Origin of the sequence: Saccharothrix carnea, assembly GCF_003014735.1 — a bacterium.
In the GTDB taxonomy this organism is placed as follows: domain Bacteria; phylum Actinomycetota; class Actinomycetes; order Mycobacteriales; family Pseudonocardiaceae; genus Actinosynnema; species Actinosynnema carneum.
The window spans coordinates 411,506-431,543 of sequence record NZ_PYAX01000006.1; the positions used below are offsets into that span (position 1 = coordinate 411,506).

Genomic DNA, 20,038 nt, shown 5'->3' on the forward strand with positions numbered 1-20,038 from the left:
GACAGGCACCCCTGCCATAGGCCCTGACCTGCACTTTCTCGGTGCAGATCAACAGTTGGGCAACCCATCCGTGAACGGGACCACACCGAAAACGAAACAGCGCCGTCCCGGAGGACGGCGCTGAGACGGTTAGCGGAGGCCCGTTAGGCCGTTGGGGCGAGTTTCGTGGCGGCGGTGATGATGCGGTCGAACGAGTCGCCGTCCTTGGGGTCGTAAAGGCCCGCCAGCAGCTTCAGGACCAGCCTCATCAGGGTCTTGCGGGGCAGCCCGTACTTGGTCGCGGTGCGCATGATCGTCGGGTTGCCGATGAGCTTGCTGAAGACGTTGCCGAGCCGGTAGTAGCTGCCCAGGGCCTGTTCGATGCGCACCGGGTAGCCGTGCAGCGCGCGTTCCCGGCTGGCGCCCTGGCGGGCCAGCGCCTGCACGACGGACTCGGCCGCGATCCGGGCCGACTCCATGGCGTAACCGATGCCCTCGCCGTTGAACGGGTTGACCATGCCGCCCGCGTCGCCGACCAGCAGCAGGCCGTCGCGGTAGTGGGGCTTGCGGTTCAGGCCCATCGGCAGGGCCGCGCCGCCGATCTTGCCGGTGGCGTTCTCCTCGCGGAAACCCCACTCCTCGGGGGTGCCGTCCAGCCAGCTCTTGAGCAGCGCGCGGTAGTCGGTGGTGCCGTAGGCCTTGGAAGTGCTCAGGATGCCGAGGCCGACGTTCACGGTCCCGTCGCCCATGCCGAAGATCCAGCCGTAGCCGGGCAGCAGCACGTCGTTGGCGCGGTCCCACAGCTCCAGGTGCGACTCCAGGTAGTCGTCCTTGGTGCGGGGGCTGGCGTAGTAGCGGCGGACCGCGACGCCCATCGGCTTGGCGTCGTCCTTCTGGATGCCGACGCTGAGGGCGAGGCGGGCGCTGACGCCGTCGCAGGCCAGCACGATCGGCGCGCGGTAGGTGACCGGGGTCTTGTCCGGGCCCTGCTTGGCCTCGACGCCGACCACGCGGCCCTTCTCCACCAGCGCGCCCGTGACGGTGGTCTGCTGGTGCATCCGGGCGCCCGCCGCGACGGCGGTGTTCGCCAGCATCTCGTCGAAGTCCTGCCGCGGGCGCACCAGGCCGTAGGGCGGGAACGTGGCCAGCTCGGGCCAGTCGAGCTCCAGCGTGACGCCGCCGCCGACCACGCGCAGGCCGCGGTTGTGCAGCCAGCCCGCTTCCTCGCGGGTGTCGATGCCCAGGTCGACGAGCTGCTTGACGCCGCGCGGGGTCAGGCCGTCGCCGCACACCTTCTCGCGGGGGAAGGTGCTCTTCTCCAGCAGCACCACGTCCAGGCCCGCGCGTGCCAGGTAGGTGGCCGCGGTGGAGCCCGCGGGCCCCGCACCGACCACGATCACCTCGGCGTCCTCGCCTGCCTTGCGGCGGCTGGGAGTTGTCATCCCCGCTCCTTGTGCCCGTGTTCACAAAGTCCGGCGCGAGTCTACTTGCGCGTTCCTGAGGAGTTTTCGGGCTTGAGGGGTTCGGCGGGGCTTTCGGGGCTGTGGGGGCTTCGAGGGGCCGGCGCTAAGCGGGCTTGGTGGCGCGGTGCAGCGCGACCATGCCGCCGGTGAGGTTCATCCAGGCGACGTCCTCCCAGCCCGCGCGGGCCACGATTTCGCCGAGCGCGCGCTGGTCGGGCCAGGTGCGCATGGACTCGGCGAGGTAGGAGTAGGCCTCCGGGTTGGAGGACACGAACCGGGCGATCACCGGCAGGATCCGCAGCAGGTAGCGCATGTAGACGAAGCGGAACGGGCGGAAGGTGGGCGTGGAGACCTCGCACACCACCAGCCGTCCGCCGGGCTTGACCACGCGGGCCATCTCGCGCAGGGCGGTCTCGGTGTCGTTGAAGTTGCGGATGCCGAAGGACACCGTGACGGCGTCGAACGAGTTGTCCGCGAACGGCAGGCGCAGGGCGTCGGCGGCGACCTTCGGCACCGGCCGGTGCGCGCCGCCGAGGAGCATGCCGAGCGAGAAGTCGGCCGCCACGCACCACGCGCCCGACGCCGCGTACTCGACCGTGGAGACCGCCGTGCCCGCGGCGAGGTCGAGCACCTTCTCGCCGGGCTTGGCGTCCAGCACCCGCCTGCTCCACTCCCGCCAGCGCCGGTCGAACCCGAGCGTCATGACCGAGTTCGTCCGGTCGTAGCCCTTGGCCACGCCGTCGAACATCTCGGCGACCTCGCGGGGGTTCTTGTCCAGACCTGCACGCGCCATGCCGGAAGCCTAAGTGACGCCCCCACCCCACGCGCGGGAGTCCTACCCCCAGCCCTCGAGAGTCCAACCCTCACCCCGCGCGTGTCCTACGTTCGGAACGCGCGTGTCCTACGTTCAGGACCCCCGAGTTGAACGCTCAGGACGGCCGGGCGGTGTTCTGAGCGTTGAATTCGGGTGTTCTGAACGTAGGACACGCGTGACGTGAACGTAGGACACGCGCGGGCTGGAGGTTGGACTCTCGCGGCGTGAGCGTTGGACTCTCGCTGGTCAGGGGGCGCGGAGGGCGGTCAGCATGCCGGTCACGGCGGCGTGCCAGGGGTACTGCTCGGCGCGGGCGCGGGCCGCCGAGCGGCGGGTCGGTTCCGGGTGGTCCAGCAGGGTCGTGACGGCGCCGGCGAAGGCCGGGGCGTGGTCGGGGACGGCGGCACCGCAGTTGGGGCGGACGATCTCGCGGAGCGCGGAGGAGGCGGAGACGACGACCGGGGTGCCGGAAGCCAGCGCTTCGAGGGCGGCCAGCCCGAACGTCTCGTGGGGACCCGGTGCCAGGGAGACGTCGGCGGAGGCCAGGAGGGTGGCGACGTCCGAGCGCTGGTTGACGAAGCCTAGGAACGTCACCGGCAGGCCGGCCGCACGGCGTTGCAGCGCCTCCCGGCGAGGGCCGTCACCGGCGATCACCAGCCGCACGTTGTGCCCGGCCGCGTGCAACTCGGCCGCGGTGTCGACGCTGCGCTCGACGTGCTTCTCCGGCGACAACCGCCCGCAGTGCACGAGCAGCGCGTCCGCGCCCTGAGCCAGGTCCGCCCTCAACGACCGGTCGTGCCGCGTCGGCGTGAACGTCCGCAGGTCCACCCCGAGCGGCACGCGGACCACGTTGCGCGCCCCGATCCGATCGAACTCCTCCCGCGCGAACTCCGTCGTGCACACCACCGTGTCGTAGGACGCGGCCATCCGCGCGTTCGCCCAGTCCGCACCCCGCCGAGCCACCGGCGCGGGCAGCAGGAACTGCTCCAGCAGCCGGTCCAGCCGCTCGTGCGAGATCAGCACGCTCGGCACGCCCCGCGCCGCCGCCCACCGGCCCATCCCGCGCAACGTGAGCCGGTCCGACACCTCCAGCCGGTCGGGCGACAAGTGGTCGAGCAACGTCCGCACCCGCCACGGGTCCACGGCCCGGTACCCGCCGGTGCCGGGCAGGCGCGGGGCGGGCAGCGTGATCCGCCGCACCCCCGGCGACAGCTCCTCGTCGGCGTGCGCGGCACCGGGGACGACGAGCGTGACCTGATGACCACGTGCCGCGTAACCACTGCCGAGGTGGTGCAACGCCGTGCGCAGACCACCCGAGCGCGGGCCGTAGAAGTTGGCCAGCTGCACGATCCTCATGCGAGCCCGATCCTCATGCCGCACGACGCTCCGGCACGTCCAGCACGTCCGCGTAGTGGCCGAGCAGCTCGTCGCACACCGCCGACCAGGTGCGCCCGCGCACCCACCGCCGCGCCGCCTGCCCGAACTGGCGACGGCGCAGCGGGTCGCCCAGCTCCACCACGGCACGTCTGAGCTGCGCGTCGTCCGAGAACAGGTACCCGGTGTTCGGCTGCACCAGGTCACGCGGCCCGCCCGCGTCCGGCGCGATCACCGGCACACCGCTGGCCAACGCCTCCTGCACGGCCTGGCAGAACGTCTCGTGCGGCCCCGTGTGCACGAACACGTCCAAGCTCGCGTAGGCCGTCGCCAGGTCCTTGCCGCTCTTGAACCCGAGGAACGCCGCACCGGGCAGGTCCCGCCGCAACTGCGCCTCCTCCGGTCCCTCGCCCACCACGACCAGCCGCACGCCGGGCAGGTCGGCGAGCGCACCCAGCCGATCGACCCGCTTCTCCGGCGACAACCGGCCGACGTACCCGACGAGCAGCTCGCCGTCCGGCGCGAGCGAGGCGCGCAACGCGTCGTCCCGCCGGGACGGGTGGAACAGCTCGACGTCCACGCCCCGGCCCCACCGGTGCACGCGCGGCACGCCGTGCTCCTGTAGCGCTTCGACCGCCCACGTCGACGGCGCGAGCGTGCGGTCGGCCTGGGCGTGCAGCCGACGCGTCCACCGCCAGGCGGCGCGGGCGGTGAGGCCGAGCCCGTAGTGACCGGCGAACCCGGCGATGTCGGTCTGGTAGACCGCGACCGTCGGGATGCCCAGCCGACGGGCCGCCGACACGCCCCGCGCGCCCATCACGAACGGGCTCGCCAGGTGCACGACGTCCGGCCGGAAGTCGGCCAACGCGGTCAGCACCTTCCGCGTCGGCACGCCGACCGGCAGCGAGCTGAACCGCGGCAGGTCCACCGCGGGCACCCGGACGACCGGCGTGCCGCGGTGGTCGTCGGCACCCGCGCCGGGCGCCACGACCAGCGCTTGGTGGCCGTGCGCCTTCAGGTGTTCCAGGACCCTCAGAACGGAGTTGGTGACCCCGTTGACCTGGGGCAGGAAGCTCTCGGTAACGATCGCTACGCGCACGCCGATCACCATGCGGTGCGAAGGACACGGCGGCGTGACACCTCTGCGAACGCCCGCCGAACTCCTCGCGTCGCGGTTGACGTTGTCCCCGGGTTCACCTGGAGTACGCGGCGCGGTCACTCTGTGCGGTGACACTAGGTCGGCATGACCGTCTTGTCGTCCCGACCCGCGCAGCCCGTCGATCCCGGCCTGGTGTCGATCGCGCTGGAGATAGCGGGCCGACTCGCCAACGACGCGTCCGACGTGATCATGGCGACGGCCGGTCGCGGTGCGCGACCCGATGACGAGGCCTCGCCGTTCGACTGGGTGACCGACACCGACCGGACGTTGGAGCGGCACACGCGGCGGGTGCTGATGGCGGAGTTCCCGGACATCCCGGTGTTCTGCGAGGACACCGACCTGGACGTGGCGAGCGACGCGGAGTTCCGCTGGGTCGTCGACCCGGTCGACGGGACCGCGAACTACGTCGCCGGCGTGCCGTGGTGCGCGTACAGCCTCGCGCTGGTCGACCGGTGGGGGCCGGTCGTCGGCGTGGTCGCGGACCCCTACCGTGCCCAGATCTACGCCGCCGCGCGGGGACGTGGCATGCGGGCGAACGGCACGCCGGTGCGGCTGGGCGACCAGGCGGTGAGCTCGATCGTGTGCACGGAGATGACGCGGACCGGGCCGTGGCCGGGCATGGGCGAGTTCATCTCCCGGGCCGCGGTGGCGGGCACGGGCGTGCGGGTGCTGGGCTCGAAGGCGCTGGCCGTCGCCCAGGTGGCCCTCGGCCACGCCGCCGCGGCCGTGCTCGACAGCTACCACGAGTGGGACGTGGCGGGCGCGGTTGCCCTGGCGGTCGAGTCGGGCGCGGCCGTGCTGGACCGAAGAGGCGAAGACGCCCCGCTGCCGGTGGACGGCCTGCTCGTCGCCATGCCGGAGGTGGCGGAGGAAGTCCTGGCCTGGTGGCAGGCTTCGACCTCCCGTTAGGCCGTTTGGCAGATCAGTGTGGTCTGTGCATGGTTGGTCACGCCAGGCCCGATACGCCAGGAAGGCGTGCCACATGGCGGGATGATCCCAAAGGACCAATCCATTGATCCACTTGGCCTAAGGGCTGCCCAGGTGCGGCAGTTGCTGTTCCAGGACTTCCAGGTCCGTGCGGACCGCGTCGAGCGTCGTCTGGTTCAGCAGGCGCAGGGCCGCTCGGCCCACCTCGTCCTCGAACGACGTGAAGTCGCGGACCGCGGCGGACAGGCGGTCGGTCACCGGGTGCTGGTGGTCGGCGTCCAGGGCGCGGCCCAGGTCGGCCAGCCGGCGGACGTCCGGCAGCTCGGCGGCGAACCGGGCGGCGATGCGCTCCAGCCACTCGCGCGCCGGTGACGCGGGGACGGTGGCCACGGCCGCGTGCACCCGGCGCACGGCCAGTTCGCAGCGGCCCACCATCGCCGACCAGCGGTCGTTCAGCGGAGGCGGAGGGAGAGGCGGGGGGAAAGGCATCGGCATGGGTGGTGGTGCGATTGCCGGGCGGCGTCGGCGGACGGCCCCGACGACCAGGCCGATCAGGGTTCCGGGGATGCCGCCCATCACCACGCCGACGATGCCGGACGCGACGAAGGCCGCGGCCCACATCGTGTCGCCGTCGTCGTCCGAGGACGGCACCGCCAAGCCGAACATGATCAGGATCGTCATCAGCGCGGTGCCGATGAGAAGTCCCCACAGCGCCGACCGTCCCATGGCACCCAATATGCCAGGTCAGGCGTCGTAATCCACGGTAACCGCGGTGGTCGTGGCGAACGACTGGCACGTCAGCACGAAGCCGGCCTCGACCTCGCGCGGCTCCAGCGCGTAGTTCCGCCGCATCTCCACCTCACCGGAGGTGACCAGCGCACGGCACGTGCCGCACACCCCGCCCTTGCACGCGAACGGCAGGTCGGCGCGCACCCGTTGGGCCGCGTCGAGGATCGGCACGTCCGCCGGCAGCGGCACCTCCGTGCTGCGGCCGTCCAGGATCACGGTCGCGACCGAAGAGGCGACCGAGGACGACTCCGCACGGCGCGGTGGAGGCGGCGGCTCGTCCACGTAGAACAGCTCGTGGTGCACGGCAGAAGGGTCGACGCCCAAGGAACCCAGCACGTCCTCCGCGTCACGCACCATCCCGTACGGCCCGCACAGCCACCACGCGTCCACGTCCGCCCACGGCACGACGGTCGAGAACAACGCCCGCAGCTTCGCCGCGTCCAACCGCCCGGTGAACAGCTCGACGTCCCGCGGCTCCCGCGACAGCACGTGCACGAGCTGGAACCGCGCCGGGTACCGGTCCTTCAGGTCGGCCAGCTCCTCGGCGAACATCACCGTGTCCGCACGCCGGTTCCCGTACAGCATCGTCACCCGCGCCCCGCCGGCCAGCACGGACGCGGCGATCGACAGCGCGGGCGTGATGCCCGAACCGGCGACCACCAGGCCGTGGTGCGACCCGCCGGACGGCGTGAAGCCACCCAGCGGCGGCAGGACCTCCAGCACGTCACCGCGCTGCGCCCGGTCCACCAGCCACGTGGAGAACAGGCCGCCTTCCACCCGCCGCACCCCGATCCGCAGCGGACCGCCGGCGGGCGCGCAGATCGAGTACGACCGCCGCTCGTCGCCGTTGCGCAGGGTCAGGTACTGCCCCGGCGCGAACGCGAACTCCGCGGCCAGCGACGGCGGCACCTCGAACGTCACCGCGGCGGCGTCCGAGCACAGCCGCTCGACCGACGCGACGGTCAGCTTGTGGAACACCGGCCGCGCCATCAGATCTCCTTCACGTGCTCGAACGGCTCGGCGCAGTCCGCGCACCGGCGCAACGCCTTGCACGCCGTGGACCCGAACCGCGACACCTCCGACGTGCGCGGCGACCCGCACCTGGGGCACGGCACCCGCTGCGACGGCGGCGTCAGGTTCAACGGCACGGGACCGACCGCGCGCGGACCCAGCCGGGACGGCGGCGCGATGCCCGCCTCCCGCAGCTTGCGCAACCCGTCCTCGCTGATCCAGTCGGTGGTCCACGCGGGCGACAGCGACAGCCGCACGTCCACCTCCGCGTACCCGGCCGCGTGCAGCGATCGCCGCAGGTCGGCGGCCATCTCGTCGAGCGCCGGGCACCCCGAGTAGGTGGGCGTGATCGTCACCGACACCCGCCCGCCGGACTCGGTCACGTCCCGCAGCACGCCGAGGTCGGCCAGCGTCAGCACCGGCAGCTCCGGGTCACGGACGCGCGCGGCGACTTCCAGGGCGGTGCTCACCACGTCGCCCCCGGCAACGACCGGTGCAGGTGCTGCATCTCCGCCAGCAGGTAGCCGAACGCCTCCGTGTGCACGCCGTCGCGCCCCGCCAGCCCGTTCACCCGCGCCGCGGGCACGTCGGTCGGCCTGGTCAGCCCGCCCGCCGCCAGCACCGCGTCCAGCACACCGTCCACTTCGGACCGCAGCTCGGCCGGGTCGACCGCGACACCGGCCAGCCGCAGCTCCACGGCGTGCGCGGTGAACAGCTCGGCCAGGAACGGCCACACCCGTTCCAGCCCCGCCTGCATCCGCCGGTGGGACTCCTCGGTGCCGTCACCGAGCCGCACGACCCACTGGGCCGCGTGGTCGCGGTGGTAGGCCAGCTCCTTCAAGCCCTTCTCCGCCACGGCCGCCAGCACCGGGTCGGCACTCGCCCGCAGCCGCGAGTACTGCGCGACCTTCCACGACGAGAACACCAGCAGCCGGGCCGTGGTGGTGCCGAAGTCACCGCCCGCGAACGGCCCGCACTCGATCTCCGCCAAGTGCACGTTGCGGAAGTCGCGCTCGTCGCGCAGGTACGCCAGCGCGTCCTCGTCCCGCCCCGCGCCCTCGACCTCGCCGGCCCGGGTCAGCAGCAGGCGGGCCTGGCCGAGCAGGTCGAGCGCGATGTTGGCCAGCGCGACGTCCTCCTCCAGCTCCGGCGCGCGGGAGCACCACTCGGCCAACCGCTGCGACATGATCAGCGCGTCGTCACCGAGCATCAGGCAGTACGCGGTCAGGTCGGCGCGGTCGACGGCGGGCACCTCGCGGTCCACCCCGGCCAACGCCTCGGAGAACCCGGTGCCGAACGCCCAGTGCGCGTCCTCGTGCCCGTCGATCAGGGCTTCATACGCGTTATCGAAGCTCATAGGTGCGGCACGTCCTCGGGGATCTCGTAGAACGTCGGGTGCCGGTAGACCTTGTCCCCGCTCGGCTCGAAGAACGGGTCCTTCTCGTCCGGCGACGACGCGGTGATCGCCGCCGCGGGCACCACCCAGATCGACACGCCCTCGTTGCGCCGGGTGTAGACGTCACGCGCGTTGCGGACGGCCATCTCGGCGTCCGGCGCGTGCAGCGACCCGACGTGCACGTGGTTCAACCCGCGCTTGCCGCGCACGAAAACTTCCCACAAGGGCCACGACGAACTCATGCCACACCCTCCCGAGCCGTGTGCTTGGCGGCGTGCGCAGCGGCGGCGGCACGGACCCACTCGCCGTCCTCGTGCGCCTTGCGACGGTGCTCGACGCGTTGCTTGTTGGTGGGTCCGTTGCCGCCGACGACCTGCCAGAACTCGTCCCAGTCCGGCTGGCCGAAGTCGTGGTGACCGCGCTCGGGGTTCCACTTCAGCTCCGGGTCCGGCAGCGTCACGCCCAGCTTCCGCGCCTGCGGCACGGTCATGTCGACGAACTTCTGCCGCAGCTCGTCGTTGGTGTTGCGCTTGATCCGCCACTTCATCGACTGCTCGGTGTTGGACGACTCGGCGTCCGGCGGGCCGAACATCATCAGCGACGGCCACCACCAGCGGTTCACCGACTCCTGCACCATGGCGCGCTGGGCGTCGGTGCCGGACATCATCGTCAGCAGCAGCTCGTAGCCCTGCCGCTGGTGGAAGGACTCCTCCTTGCAGATCCGGATCATCGCCCGCGCGTACGGCCCGTAGGACGTGCGGCACAGCGGCACCTGGTTGCAGATCGCGGCGCCGTCCACGAGCCAGCCGATCACGCCGACGTCGGCGTAGGACAGCGTCGGGTAGTTGAAGATCGAGGAGTACTTCTGCCTGCCCGAGATCAGCTTCTCGGTCAGCTCGCCCCGGTCCGCGCCCAGCGTCTCGGTCGCGGCGTACAGGTACAGCCCGTGCCCGGCCTCGTCCTGGACCTTGGCCAGCAGGATCGCCTTGCGGCGCAGCGACGGCGCGCGGCTGATCCAGTTGCCCTCGGGCTGCATGCCGATGATCTCGGAGTGCGCGTGCTGCGCGATCTGCCGGATCAACGTCTTCCGGTAGCCGTCGGGCATCCAGTCACGTGGCTCGACGCGCTGCTCGGCCGCGACGGTGCGCTCGAACTGAGCCTCCAGGTCCATGCCTCGATGTTACACCTGGAGACCGATTTACGGCAGAACTGTCACAAACCGCTGGACGTGCTTCTTCTGGCCGTACCCCTCCGCACGAGCCAGACCAGCGGCACCAGCACCGCCCACACGGCGAGCAGGAACGTGCCGATCGGCAGCAGCGCGAGCACGGCCGTGCGCCCGGCGACGCGCGCCACCTCCGGGTCGGCCGTGTCGTACTCGATGCGCACGAGCTGACCGGGCTCCAGTCCTTCCGGGTACAGCAGGCCCTGCGACGGGCTGTGCACGGCGCCGTCCGGCGTGGCGAAGCGCACCACCGTGCGCTGGAACGAGACGGACACCACCTCGGCGGTCGCCTTGCCCAGCCGCTCCTCGATCATCAGGTCGTCGCGCCAGCACGCCGCGAGCAGGATCACGCCGATCAGCGTCACCACCGCGCCGAACACCACCAACGACCGGCTGACCAGGAGTCGAGCCCTCGGGCGGGCACCTGTCCGCACTGCGTCGTCCACCACAACTGAGGAGTCTAGGGCGGCCTCCGCTCCGGATCTCAGCGACGAGTCCATACCCTCGACGCCGTGACCTCAGCTCCTGTCTCGCGGACCCGACAACGGCTGCGCGCGCACACCAGGCGCGTCATGGGCGGCAACCTGCTGGGCAGGCTGCCCGCGCCGACCGGTGCGCTGAGCTGGGTGCGCGACGGAACGGGCCTGGTCGGGTGGGGTGAGGCGGCCCGGTTCGAGGTGTCGGGACCGGACCGGTTCGCCGCCGCCGACCGCTGGTGGCGCGAGTTCACCGAGGACCTCGAGGTCGAGGACGAGGTCGGCGTGCCGGGCACCGGACCGGTGGCGTTCGTCAGCATGGCGTTCTCCGACCGGCCCGGCCACTCGGTGCTCGTGGTGCCGGAGGTGGTGATGGGCCGGCGCAACGGGCACGCCTGGCTGACCACGATCGGCGACAGCGGCAAGCGCCGGGTCGAGCCGGTGCGCAGGCCGGCGGAGGTCCGCTACAGCGACGGGCAGGTGTCCGTCACCGGGTACCGGGAGGCGGTGCGCGCGGCGGTCGAGCGGATGCGCGCCGGCGAGCTGGACAAGGTCGTGCTGGCCCACGACCTGCTGGCGGTCGCGGACACCGACATCGACCACCGGTTCGTACTCGAAGGCCTGGCCGGTCGGTACCCCGAGTGCTGGGTGTACGCCGTGGACGGCCTGATCGGCGCCACGCCCGAGCTGCTGCTGCGGCGCAGCGGGTCCGTGGTCGACTCACGGGTGCTCGCGGGCACCACGTGGCCGCACGACGGGATGTCCGACGACGAGCTGGCCGCCGCGCTGCTGTCGTCGGGCAAGAACCGCGACGAGCACGAGTACGCGGTGACGTCGTTGGTGGAGACGCTGCGGCCGTTCTGCGACACGATGTCGGTCGACGGACCCTCGGTGCTGCGGCTGCCGAACGTCTCGCACCTGTCCAGCGACGTCATCGGCACGCTCAGCGGCACTCCGTCGTTGCTGGCGCTCGGCGAGGCCCTGCACCCCACGGCGGCCGTGGGCGGCACGCCTCGCGCGGACGCCATCGCGATGATCGAGGAGCTGGAGGGCATGGACCGGGGCCGCTACGCCGGTCCGGTCGGCTGGATCGACGGCAACGGGGATGGGGAGTTGGGCATCGCGCTGCGCTGCGCCCAGGTCGACGGCCGCACCGCCCGCCTGTTCGCCGGCTGCGGGCTGGTCGCCGAATCCGACCCGGACTCCGAGGTCCACGAGGCGCACGCCAAGATGCTGCCCTTTCGCGAAGCCCTCGAAGGCCGGTAACCGGGTTATCGCGCTTCCAAGCCCGCCACGAACCCCGACCAAGCGGCCGAGCCGACCCACAACGTGCCGGCGCCCGGGTTCTTGGAGTCACGAACACCGACACCGCGGTCGGCGGTGATGCGGCACTCCACGCACGCGTCGCTGGCGGGGGCGCTGTAGGTGCTCTTGAACCAGCCCATGTCACGCGGTGAGTCCGGCATGGTCACCCTCCAGTAGCCGCCTGTGGATCAACTCGATCGTATCCGCGTGGCCACAGGCGAGGTCTTGGAGTTTCCTGAACGCCCGCAACAGGTTCGCCGTGTCTAGAGGTGCCTGTGATCAGTGCAAGCGGTACCGATGTCGAGGCGTGGGTGAAGGTCGACGACGACTGCGACATCGTCTGCGAGTTGGACGGAGGAAGGGGAGGCCCAGTTCAAGTTCGGCGGCAAGCGCTCGTTCGCCCTGGAGCTGATCTTCACCGAGCGGGGCCTGGAGAACCTGAGCCGGATGAGCACGGAGGCGTTGCGCAGGTTGCGATCAGGCGAGGCTTGAAAGTTGACGCACGCGGGGCCGCCCCCGGGTCGAGGGCGGCCCCGCGTGTGACGTTCGACTTGCTCAGTGCTGGTGACCCGCGAGCAGCTCGCGCGTCTCGTGGATCTTCTTGAACGACTTCGGCTCGCTCACGGTCGCCGCACGCGCCGCGAAACCCGCCGCACCGGGCGCGACGGCCGGCTTGCCCGGCGTGAACAGCCAAGTCTGGAACAGTTCGTCCAACTGCTTGCCGGACAGCTTCTCCGCGAACGCGATGAACTCGTCGGTCGACGCGTTGCCGTTGCGCTTGGCGGCGGGCCACTCCTGCAGCAGCCGGAAGAACGCCTCGTCGCCGATCTCGCCGCGCAGCGCGTGCACGGTCAGCGCACCCCGGTCGTAAACGGCGCCGTGGAACTGGTTGGCCGCGCCCGGATTACCGGGCAGCACCTGCCAGAACGGGCTGTCGGCCGGGTACAGGCCGTAGACGTAGTCCGAGTTCTCCTGGGCCGTGCCCTCGCCGACGTGCTCGGACCACAGCCACTCGGCGTAGCTGGCGAAGCCCTCGTTCAGCCAGATGTCCTGCCACCCCTGCACGGACACCGAGTCGCCGAACCACTGGTGGCCGACCTCGTGCGCCACCACGTAGGTGTTCGAGCCGCGCCGGAAGAACGCGGCGTCGTAGGTCGACCGGGTCTGGTTCTCCAGCGCGAAGCCGATGCCCGGTGTCGCCACGCCGCCCTGCGCCTCGAACGGGTAAGGCCCGAACTGCGACTCCAGGAACTCCGTCACCTCGGGCGTGCGCTCGATGCTGGCCACGGCCGCGCCGTAGTCCGCGCCGAGCCGTTCCGAGTAGGCGTTGAGCACCGGCTGGCCGTTCGGCGCGGTCGACTGGCGGATCTCGAACTGGCCGATCGCGATGAACGCCAGGTACGTCGCCATGGGCTGCAGGCTGCGGTAGCGCCAGCGCGTCCAGCCGTTGATCTGCTGGGCCGTGCCGCCGAACGTGCCGTTGGAGATCACCTCGACGCCGGTGGGCACGGCCACCGAGATGTCGAACTTCGCCTTGTCGGTCGGGTGGTTGTTGCTCGGGAACCACCACGGCGCGATGTCGGGCTGGTCGATCGCCAGCGCGCCGTCCGGGGTCCGCTTCCACGACGTGTAGCCGTCCACCGCGTACGTGGAGGGCACGTCGGAGTAGGTGACGACGACCGTGACGTCGGAACCCTTGCGCAGCGTGCCGCGCGGGTCGACCACGAGTTCGCCGCCGGACTGCGAGAACGAGGCGACCTTGTTGTTGACCCGGACCGAGCTGACCTTCAGCAGGAAGTCGAGGTTGAACCGGCTCAGGTCCTGGGTGGTCCTGGCCAGGATCGTGGTGGTGCCGGACAGGTTGTCGGTGGCCGGCTGGTAGTTGAGCCTGATGTCGTAGTGGGCGACGTCGTACCCGCCGTTGCCCGCGTTCGGGTAGTACGGGTCGCCGATGCCCGGCGCTCCGGGCTGGGCCGCCGTCGCCGTGCCGGCGAGCAGGAGCAGGGACGCCGCGGCGGCGGTACCGAGGGTCAGCTTCGCTCTCAGGGACATGCGGCGAAGCTAGTCCCGGCCCACGGCGGGCTGTACCCCCGACAGTAGGATTCGCCTAGTGGAATGACGTCGAGACGGCGGCCTTCAACCTGGCGTGCAGATCACGCAGTTCGTGCCGTTGCGCCCGGACCTCCACCACGCGGATTCCGCTCGGCGGGTCGAGCGCCTGCCGCAGCTCGTCCGGCGTGCGCGCCTCGGTGTGCGGCACGTGGTGCGCCGCGCACAGCGCCTTCAGGTCCACGCCGTGCGGCGTGCCGAAAACGCGTTCGAAGATCTGCTCGTGCTCCTTCGCGCCCTGCTCCAGCAACGCGAAGATGCCTCCGCCGTCGTCGTTGAGCACGACGACCGTCAGGTCGGGTCGCGGCTCGCCGGGGCCGATGAGCAGGCCGTTCGCGTCGTGCAGGAACGTCAGGTCGCCGATCAGCGCGTAGGTCGGGCCCTCGGTCAACGCGATGCCGGCGGCCGTGGAGACGCTGCCGTCGATGCCCGCCACGCCCCGGTTGGCGTACGTGCGCACGTCACGGCGCGGCGCGGCGACCAGGTCGACGTCGCGCACCGGGTTGGACGAGCCCAGGAACAGGGTCGCGCCCGGCGGCAGCGCGGCCACCAGGTCACGGGCCACGTGCAGGCCGGTCGGCCACGGCTGCTTCGCCAGCAGGTCGTCCACCACGTCGGCGACCGCCTTGTCCGCGTGCTGCCAGGCGGTGAGCCAGTCGTCGTCCACGTCGTGCTCGCCCAGCACCAGGTCGGTGGACGTGTGCGTGGCGGTGAACTGCGGGTCCGGCCAGTCGAGCTCGTCGGACAGCACGTGGACGACCGGGGTCTGCGCGATGAGCTTGAGCACACCCCGGGAGAGCGTGGCGCGGCCGACGACCACCAGCGACCGCGGCTTGAGGTGCTCGGGCAGGTCGCCCGCGTTGAGCAGCAGCGTGCCGTGGCGCAGGCCGTGCCCGGTCGGCTCCGCGATCACCGGCCAGCCGGCGCGTTCGGCCAGGTCGGAGACGTCGTGGTCGGTGTCGCCGACGATCACCAGGGTGCGCGGGCCGAGGTGGTCGGCGGCGTGCGTCGAGGTGGTCGTGCGGTAGGCCGTGCGGGTCCACGGCATGTCGAACGGACGGCCGTCGAGGCTCTCCGGCCAGTCGTCGGGCCGACCGTCCGGCACCAACGGCTCGCGGAACGGCACGTTGACGTGCACCGGGCCCTGCTCGCGCGCGGTGGCGACGGCGCGGCACACCAGGGAGCGCCACAGGCCGTTCTGGTTGCCCCGGCGTTCGGCGATGGGGAACTGGAGGGTGTCCGTGCCGAAGATGCGCTGCTGGTCCACGGTCTGGCTGGCGCCAGTGCGGTAGAGCTCGACCGGGCGGTCGGCGGTGACCGCGATCACCGGCACTCCCGAGTGCCTGGCCTCCAGCACCGCCGGGTGCAGGTTCGCCACGGCGGTGCCGGACGTGCAGGTGACGGCGGTGACCTCGCCGCTGCCCTTGGCCAGGCCGAGGGCGAGGAAACCGGCGGTCCGCTCGTCGACGCGGACGTGCAGGGTGAGGCGTCCGGCCGCCGCCGCCTCGGACAGGGCGAACGACAGCGGGGCGTTGCGCGATCCGGGGCTGAGCACGACGTGCCGGACGTCGTTGCGGATCAGCTCGTCGACGAGCACCCTGGCCTGCGCGGTGGACGGGTTCACCCCGACATTGTCGCTCAGCCCGCGACCAGGTGATTCCACGCGCTGAGCCGGACCGGGCCCGCTCTCAGCCGCCGCGCGGGCCTATTGTCCCTAGCCGTGGCAGATCAGGACGTTTCCGAGCTGTTCGACCCCACCCGCTGGAAGCAGGTCGAGGGGTTCGACTTCACCGACATCACCTACCACCGCGCGGTCGACCAGGGCACGGTGCGCATCGCGTTCGACCGGCCCGAGGTGCGCAACGCGTTCCGGCCGCACACGGTCGACGAGCTGTACCGCGCGCTGGACCACGCCCGGATGAGCTCGGACGTCGGCTGCGTCCTGCTCACCGGCAACGGCCCGTCGCCGCGCGACGGCGGCTGGGCGTTCTGCTCGGGCGGTGACCAGCGCATCCGCGGCCGCAGCGGCTACCAGTACGCGTCGGGTGAGACGGCGGAGACGATCGACCCGGCACGGGCGGGCAGGCTGCACATCCTGGAGTGCCAGCGCCTGATCCGGTTCATGCCGAAGGTCGTGATCGCGGTCGTCCCGGGGTGGGCGGCCGGTGGCGGGCACAGCCTGCACGTGGTGTGCGACCTCACGCTGGCCAGCGCCGAGCACGCCAGGTTCAAGCAGACCGACGCCGACGTCGGCAGCTTCGACGGCGGCTACGGCTCGGCGTACCTGGCCAGGCAGGTCGGCCAGAAGTTCGCCCGCGAGATCTTCTTCCTCGGCCGCGCCTACACCGCCGACGACATGCACAAGATGGGCGCGGTGAACGCGGTCGTGCCGCACGCCGAGCTGGAGTCGACGGCGCTGGAGTGGGCCAAGGAGATCAACGGCAAGTCGCCGACCGCGCAGCGGATGCTGAAGTACGCGTTCAACCTGATCGACGACGGCCTGGTCGGGCAGCAGATCTTCGCGGGCGAGACCACGCGCCTGGCGTACATGACCGACGAGGCGGTGGAGGGCCGGGACGCCTTCCTGGAGAAGCGCCCGCCGAACTGGTCCGACTACCCCTACTACTACTGATGATGATCACCCTCGACCAGGTGCGTGCCGCGTTGAGCGGCCAAGGCGTGATGGCGGCCCAGGACGGCGACCACCCGCCGTTGCGGGGCTGGGAGACCGCGGCCGCGCTCGCGGTCACGACGTCGGGCTCCACGGGCGAGCCGAAGACCGTGCTGCTCGGCGCGGACGCCCTCACCACGTCCGCCGAGCTGACCCACGCCCGCCTCGGCGGGCCCGGCACGTGGCTGCTCGCCCTGCCCACCACGCACATCGCGGGCATCCAGGTGCTGGTGCGGTCGGTCGTGGCGGGCACCGAGCCGGGTGTGATGGACCTCGCCCCCGGTTTCCGCGCGTCCGACTTCGCCGTGGCGGCCCGCCCGGTGCTGGCCGAGCCGGGGCGGCACTACACCGCGCTCGTGCCGACCCAGCTGGCCCGCCTGGTCGCCACCGAAGGCCCGGGGCTGGCCGCGGTGCGGCAGTTCGACGCCGTGCTGATCGGCGGCGCGGCCACCCCGCCCGCCGTGCTGGAACGGGCGCGGCGGCTCGGGGTGCGGGTCGTCACCACGTACGGCATGAGCGAGACGTCCGGTGGGTGCGTCTACGACGGGCTGCCGCTGGACGGCGTGCGCGTGCGGCTGGATGACGGCCGGATCGAGGTCGGCGGGCCCGTGCTGGCGCTGGGCTACCGGGGCGGCGAGCCGTTCGGCGAGTGGTTCCGCACCGGTGACCTGGGGCGCATCCGGGACGACGGGACGCTGGAGGTGCTGGGGCGTGCCGACGACGTGATCATCAGCGGTGGCGAGAACATCGCGCCCTCCCGGGTCGAACGCGCGCTCACGGCGCAGCCCGGTGTGCGGGAGGCGTGCGTGGTGGGGCTGGCCGATCAGGAGTGGGGTCAAGTGGTGGCCGCGGCCGTGGTGCCCGAAGATCCTGGTGACCCGCCCGACGCGGACGAGCTGTGCGCGGCGGTCGGCGAGGTGGTGGGGCGGTTCGCCATGCCGAAGCGGGTCGTGTTCGTGACGGAACTGCCCTTGCGCGGACCGGGCAAGGTGGATCGGAAGGCGGTCGCTAGCTCGTTTGGGTGAGTTTCTGTCTTATTAGCGACCTTGTTGGTTGACAGCTAACCACGCCAGGCGATTGGCTCGGCAGCGCCGAGACGCGAGCGGCCCTGCTGCGGTCACCTCCGCACCGCCGCGTCCGGACGAGGAGTGCTGCGATGACCAGGCGCTACCTGATACCGCTCGCCGTCGCCACCGTCCTGACCGCCGGTCTGGTGGCACCCGCCGCCGCCCAGGGTGACCGCGAGTGGACGGCCGACCTCACCACCGTGGACGCCGACGACAACGGCGTCACCTCCCACCACGGCACCATCCGGCTCGACCGCGCCGCACCGACGCCCGCCAGCGCGCGGGCCGCCGTCCGCACCGGGTTCCTGCAGCTCGACCCGCGCACGTTCGACGCGCCGGTCAACGCCGTCGCCGCGACCGTGAAGAGCGCCGTCCCGGCAGGCGCCGAAGTCGCCGTCGACGTGCGCGGCGCGTTGGGCGACGAGCAGTGGACCGAGTGGGTCGAGGCGCGGCCCGACGCGCCCGCCGTGCTGCCGACCTCGGTCACCACCGTGCAGGTCCGGTTGGCGCTGACGGCGGAGAAGGCCTCGCCCGAGGTGAGCGGGCTCGACCTCCGGGCGTTCACCGCGCCCGCGTCGTCGGACGTCGGCGCGCAGGCCGCGGGCCTGTCCTACCGGATCTTCGCGACCCGCGAGGGCCTGGTCGGCGGCACCACCGCGAACGGGCACGTGATCGTCGCCCGCGACCACTTCGTCGCCCTGCCGTCGCGGCGCGGCCTGTCCGCCAAGGGCACCGGCACGTACAGCGTGCGGGTGTGCGCGTCCAACGGCCGGTGCGAGTGGGCGCCGGTGTGGGACGTCGGCCCGTGGAACACCAAGGACGACTACTGGAACCCGTCGTCCACCCGGGAGATGTGGAAGGACCTGCCGCAGGGCAAGCCCGAGGCGCAGGCCGCCTACCAGGACGGCTACAACGGCGGCAAGGACCAGTTCGGCCGCACGGTGGCCAACCCGGCGGGCATCGACCTGGCCGACGGGACGTTCTGGGACGGCCTGAAGCTGACCGACAACGCCTGGGTCACCGTGACCTACCAGTGGACCGGTTCGGGCCCGGCCGGGTTCGTCCGGACCGCGGGCGACCCGCTGAACGTGCGCAGCGGCGCGACGTCGACCGCCTCCCAGGTCGGCCTGGCCGCGAACTACGCGCAGGTGCGGGTCGAGTGCCAGGTCACCGGCCAGTCGGTGACGGGCTCGCAGGGCACGTCGAACATCTGGTACCGGATCGCGGCGGGCAAGTACGTCGCGCGGGCGTACGTGTCCGGCGTGTCGGGCGCCACCACCTGCTGATCACGCGGCCACCCGGGAGCGGGTCCCCGTGCCCCATGTCGGAGGATGTCCGACATGGCCACAGTCGCCCAGTGGGTATCGGGGACCCGCCCCCGCACGCTGCCGAACTCGATCGCGCCGGTGCTGGTCGGCGCGGGCGCCGCGCACCACATCGACGGCTTCACCCTCGTCTGGGCCGTCCTGGCGCTCGTGGTGTCGGTGGCGCTGCAGGTCGGCGTGAACTACGCCAACGACTACTCGGACGGCATCCGGGGAACGGACGCGAACCGCGTCGGCCCGTTCCGGCTGGTCGGCTCGGGTGCGGCCGACCCGGGGTCGGTGCGCGCGGCGGCGTTCGCGGCGCTGGGCGTGGCCGCGGTGGCGGGCCTGGTGCTGGTGGTGCTGTCCGGCCGGTACTGGATGGTGGCGTTCGGCGCGGTGTGCATCGCGGCGGCGTGGTTCTACACCGGTGGCCGCAAGCCGTACGGGTACGCGGGGCTGGGCGAGCTGGCCGTGTTCGTGTTCTTCGGGCCGGCGGCGGTGCTCGGCACGCTGTACGTGCTGACCGGTGAGGTCACCGGGATCGGCATCGGCGGCGCCGTCGCGATGGGCACGTTCTCGACCGGTGTGATGATCGCGAACAGCCTGCGCGACATCCCGACCGACCTCCAGGCGGGCAAGCGGACCCTGGCGTCGACCCTCGGCGACCGCGACTCGCGGCGGCTGTACCTGGCCCTGGTCACGATCCCGTTCCTGATCACGCTGGTGATCGGCCTGCGCGTGCCGCTGGCGCTCATCGGTTTCCTGGCGCTGCCGCTGGTGATCCTCGGCGCGCGGCGCGTGGTGAACGGCAGCAAGGGCCGCGACCTGATCCCCGTGCTGCGCGACACGGGCCTGGCGATGCTGGTGTGGGGCATCGCCGTGCCCGTCGCGCTGGTACTGGGCTGAGGCCCTTCGGCCGTTCGTGGCCGATGTGGGACAACCGGGATCCCGACGCCTGCCCGAAGC

Annotated in this window: 20 protein-coding genes; 6 read left to right on the forward strand and 14 right to left on the reverse strand. The window is 71.9% G+C overall.

Going from position 1 to position 20,038, the window contains the following annotated elements:
• Window positions 1-143: 143 nt before the first annotated feature.
• The 4 genes from B0I31_RS20085 to B0I31_RS20100 all read right to left on the reverse strand — a co-directional run bounded on the left by B0I31_RS20085 (window position 144) and on the right by B0I31_RS20100 (window position 4,729).
• Window positions 144-1,421 carry a geranylgeranyl reductase family protein gene (locus tag B0I31_RS20085; protein ID WP_106616889.1) on the reverse strand — a complete coding sequence of 426 codons (1,278 nt, stop codon included), beginning with the start codon at window positions 1,419-1,421 and terminating at the stop codon, window positions 144-146.
• A 124-nt stretch (window positions 1,422-1,545) separates the two neighbouring features.
• On the reverse strand, window positions 1,546-2,235 hold the full coding sequence (locus tag B0I31_RS20090) for a demethylmenaquinone methyltransferase (RefSeq protein ID WP_106616890.1): 690 nt from the start codon (window positions 2,233-2,235) through the stop codon (window positions 1,546-1,548).
• A 267-nt stretch (window positions 2,236-2,502) separates the two neighbouring features.
• The gene (locus B0I31_RS20095; RefSeq protein ID WP_106616891.1) at window positions 2,503-3,612 is read right to left on the reverse strand and encodes a glycosyltransferase; all 1,110 of its coding nucleotides are present in this window, start codon (window positions 3,610-3,612) and stop codon (window positions 2,503-2,505) included.
• Window positions 3,613-3,625: 13 nt separating this feature from the next.
• Entirely contained in the window at window positions 3,626-4,729 is a 1,104-nt protein-coding gene (locus tag B0I31_RS20100) for a glycosyltransferase family 4 protein (protein ID WP_219910746.1), read from the reverse strand.
• 144 nt (window positions 4,730-4,873) lie between these two features.
• On the opposite strand from B0I31_RS20100, the gene B0I31_RS20105 reads away from it, so the two are divergent.
• Window positions 4,874-5,698 carry an inositol monophosphatase family protein gene (locus B0I31_RS20105; RefSeq protein ID WP_106616892.1) on the forward strand — a complete coding sequence of 275 codons (825 nt, stop codon included), beginning with the start codon at window positions 4,874-4,876 and terminating at the stop codon, window positions 5,696-5,698.
• Between the two features lie 117 nt (window positions 5,699-5,815).
• Here the strand turns inward: B0I31_RS20105 and B0I31_RS20110 are convergent, their stop codons facing one another.
• The 7 genes from B0I31_RS20110 to B0I31_RS20140 are packed head-to-tail and all read right to left on the reverse strand — an operon-like array spanning window position 5,816 to window position 10,637.
• On the reverse strand, window positions 5,816-6,442 hold the full coding sequence (locus tag B0I31_RS20110; RefSeq protein WP_106616893.1) for a hypothetical protein: 627 nt from the start codon (window positions 6,440-6,442) through the stop codon (window positions 5,816-5,818).
• A gap of 18 nt (window positions 6,443-6,460) precedes the next feature.
• Window positions 6,461-7,495: a 1,2-phenylacetyl-CoA epoxidase subunit PaaE gene (gene paaE, locus B0I31_RS20115; RefSeq protein ID WP_106616894.1), complete on the reverse strand. Its 1,035-nt coding sequence runs from the start codon at window positions 7,493-7,495 to the stop codon at window positions 6,461-6,463.
• Complete coding sequence (gene paaD, locus B0I31_RS20120; protein ID WP_106617063.1) at window positions 7,495-7,986, reverse strand: 1,2-phenylacetyl-CoA epoxidase subunit PaaD; 492 nt, start codon at window positions 7,984-7,986, stop codon at window positions 7,495-7,497. Before paaD ends, paaE begins: the two co-directional genes overlap by 1 nt.
• Window positions 7,983-8,873, reverse strand: a complete 891-nt coding sequence (gene paaC / locus B0I31_RS20125) for a 1,2-phenylacetyl-CoA epoxidase subunit PaaC (RefSeq protein WP_106616895.1) — start codon at window positions 8,871-8,873, stop codon at window positions 7,983-7,985. Before paaC ends, paaD begins: the two co-directional genes overlap by 4 nt.
• Window positions 8,870-9,154, reverse strand: coding sequence for a 1,2-phenylacetyl-CoA epoxidase subunit PaaB (paaB, locus tag B0I31_RS20130; RefSeq protein WP_106616896.1), 285 nt, complete (start codon window positions 9,152-9,154; stop codon window positions 8,870-8,872). The genes paaC and paaB overlap by 4 nt, the downstream gene beginning before the upstream one ends.
• Entirely contained in the window at window positions 9,151-10,083 is a 933-nt protein-coding gene (gene paaA, locus B0I31_RS20135; protein ID WP_106616897.1) for a 1,2-phenylacetyl-CoA epoxidase subunit PaaA, read from the reverse strand. Before paaA ends, paaB begins: the two co-directional genes overlap by 4 nt.
• 41 nt (window positions 10,084-10,124) lie before the next feature.
• Window positions 10,125-10,637, reverse strand: a complete 513-nt coding sequence (locus B0I31_RS20140) for a DUF3592 domain-containing protein (protein ID WP_106616898.1) — start codon at window positions 10,635-10,637, stop codon at window positions 10,125-10,127.
• 12 nt (window positions 10,638-10,649) lie between these two features.
• Between B0I31_RS20140 and B0I31_RS20145 the strand changes: the two genes are divergently transcribed.
• Window positions 10,650-11,879: an isochorismate synthase gene (locus tag B0I31_RS20145; RefSeq protein WP_106616899.1), complete on the forward strand. Its 1,230-nt coding sequence runs from the start codon at window positions 10,650-10,652 to the stop codon at window positions 11,877-11,879.
• Between the two features lie 5 nt (window positions 11,880-11,884).
• On the opposite strand, the gene B0I31_RS20150 is transcribed toward B0I31_RS20145, so the two are convergent.
• The 3 genes from B0I31_RS20150 to menD all read right to left on the reverse strand — a co-directional run bounded on the left by B0I31_RS20150 (window position 11,885) and on the right by menD (window position 15,651).
• Window positions 11,885-12,079 carry a DUF397 domain-containing protein gene (locus tag B0I31_RS20150; protein ID WP_106617064.1) on the reverse strand — a complete coding sequence of 65 codons (195 nt, stop codon included), beginning with the start codon at window positions 12,077-12,079 and terminating at the stop codon, window positions 11,885-11,887.
• Between the two features lie 394 nt (window positions 12,080-12,473).
• Window positions 12,474-13,970 (reverse strand): M1 family metallopeptidase, encoded by a 1,497-nt coding sequence (locus B0I31_RS20155; protein WP_106616900.1) that lies wholly within the window; start codon window positions 13,968-13,970, stop codon window positions 12,474-12,476.
• A 55-nt stretch (window positions 13,971-14,025) separates the two neighbouring features.
• A complete protein-coding gene (gene menD, locus B0I31_RS20160) occupies window positions 14,026-15,651 on the reverse strand; it encodes a 2-succinyl-5-enolpyruvyl-6-hydroxy-3-cyclohexene-1-carboxylic-acid synthase (protein WP_106616901.1) in 1,626 nt (541 codons plus the stop codon).
• Window positions 15,652-15,747: 96 nt separating this feature from the next.
• Here menD and B0I31_RS20165 point away from each other — a divergent pair, with 96 nt between their 5' ends.
• The 4 genes from B0I31_RS20165 to B0I31_RS20180 all read left to right on the forward strand — a co-directional run bounded on the left by B0I31_RS20165 (window position 15,748) and on the right by B0I31_RS20180 (window position 19,978).
• The gene (locus B0I31_RS20165) at window positions 15,748-16,659 is read left to right on the forward strand and encodes a 1,4-dihydroxy-2-naphthoyl-CoA synthase (RefSeq protein WP_106616902.1); all 912 of its coding nucleotides are present in this window, start codon (window positions 15,748-15,750) and stop codon (window positions 16,657-16,659) included.
• A 2-nt stretch (window positions 16,660-16,661) separates the two neighbouring features.
• Entirely contained in the window at window positions 16,662-17,723 is a 1,062-nt protein-coding gene (menE, locus tag B0I31_RS20170; RefSeq protein ID WP_106617065.1) for an o-succinylbenzoate--CoA ligase, read from the forward strand.
• Window positions 17,724-17,854: 131 nt separating this feature from the next.
• Window positions 17,855-19,051 (forward strand): hypothetical protein, encoded by a 1,197-nt coding sequence (locus B0I31_RS20175; protein WP_106616903.1) that lies wholly within the window; start codon window positions 17,855-17,857, stop codon window positions 19,049-19,051.
• 54 nt (window positions 19,052-19,105) lie between these two features.
• A complete protein-coding gene (locus B0I31_RS20180) occupies window positions 19,106-19,978 on the forward strand; it encodes a 1,4-dihydroxy-2-naphthoate polyprenyltransferase (protein ID WP_106616904.1) in 873 nt (290 codons plus the stop codon).
• Window positions 19,979-20,038: the final 60 nt, after the last annotated feature.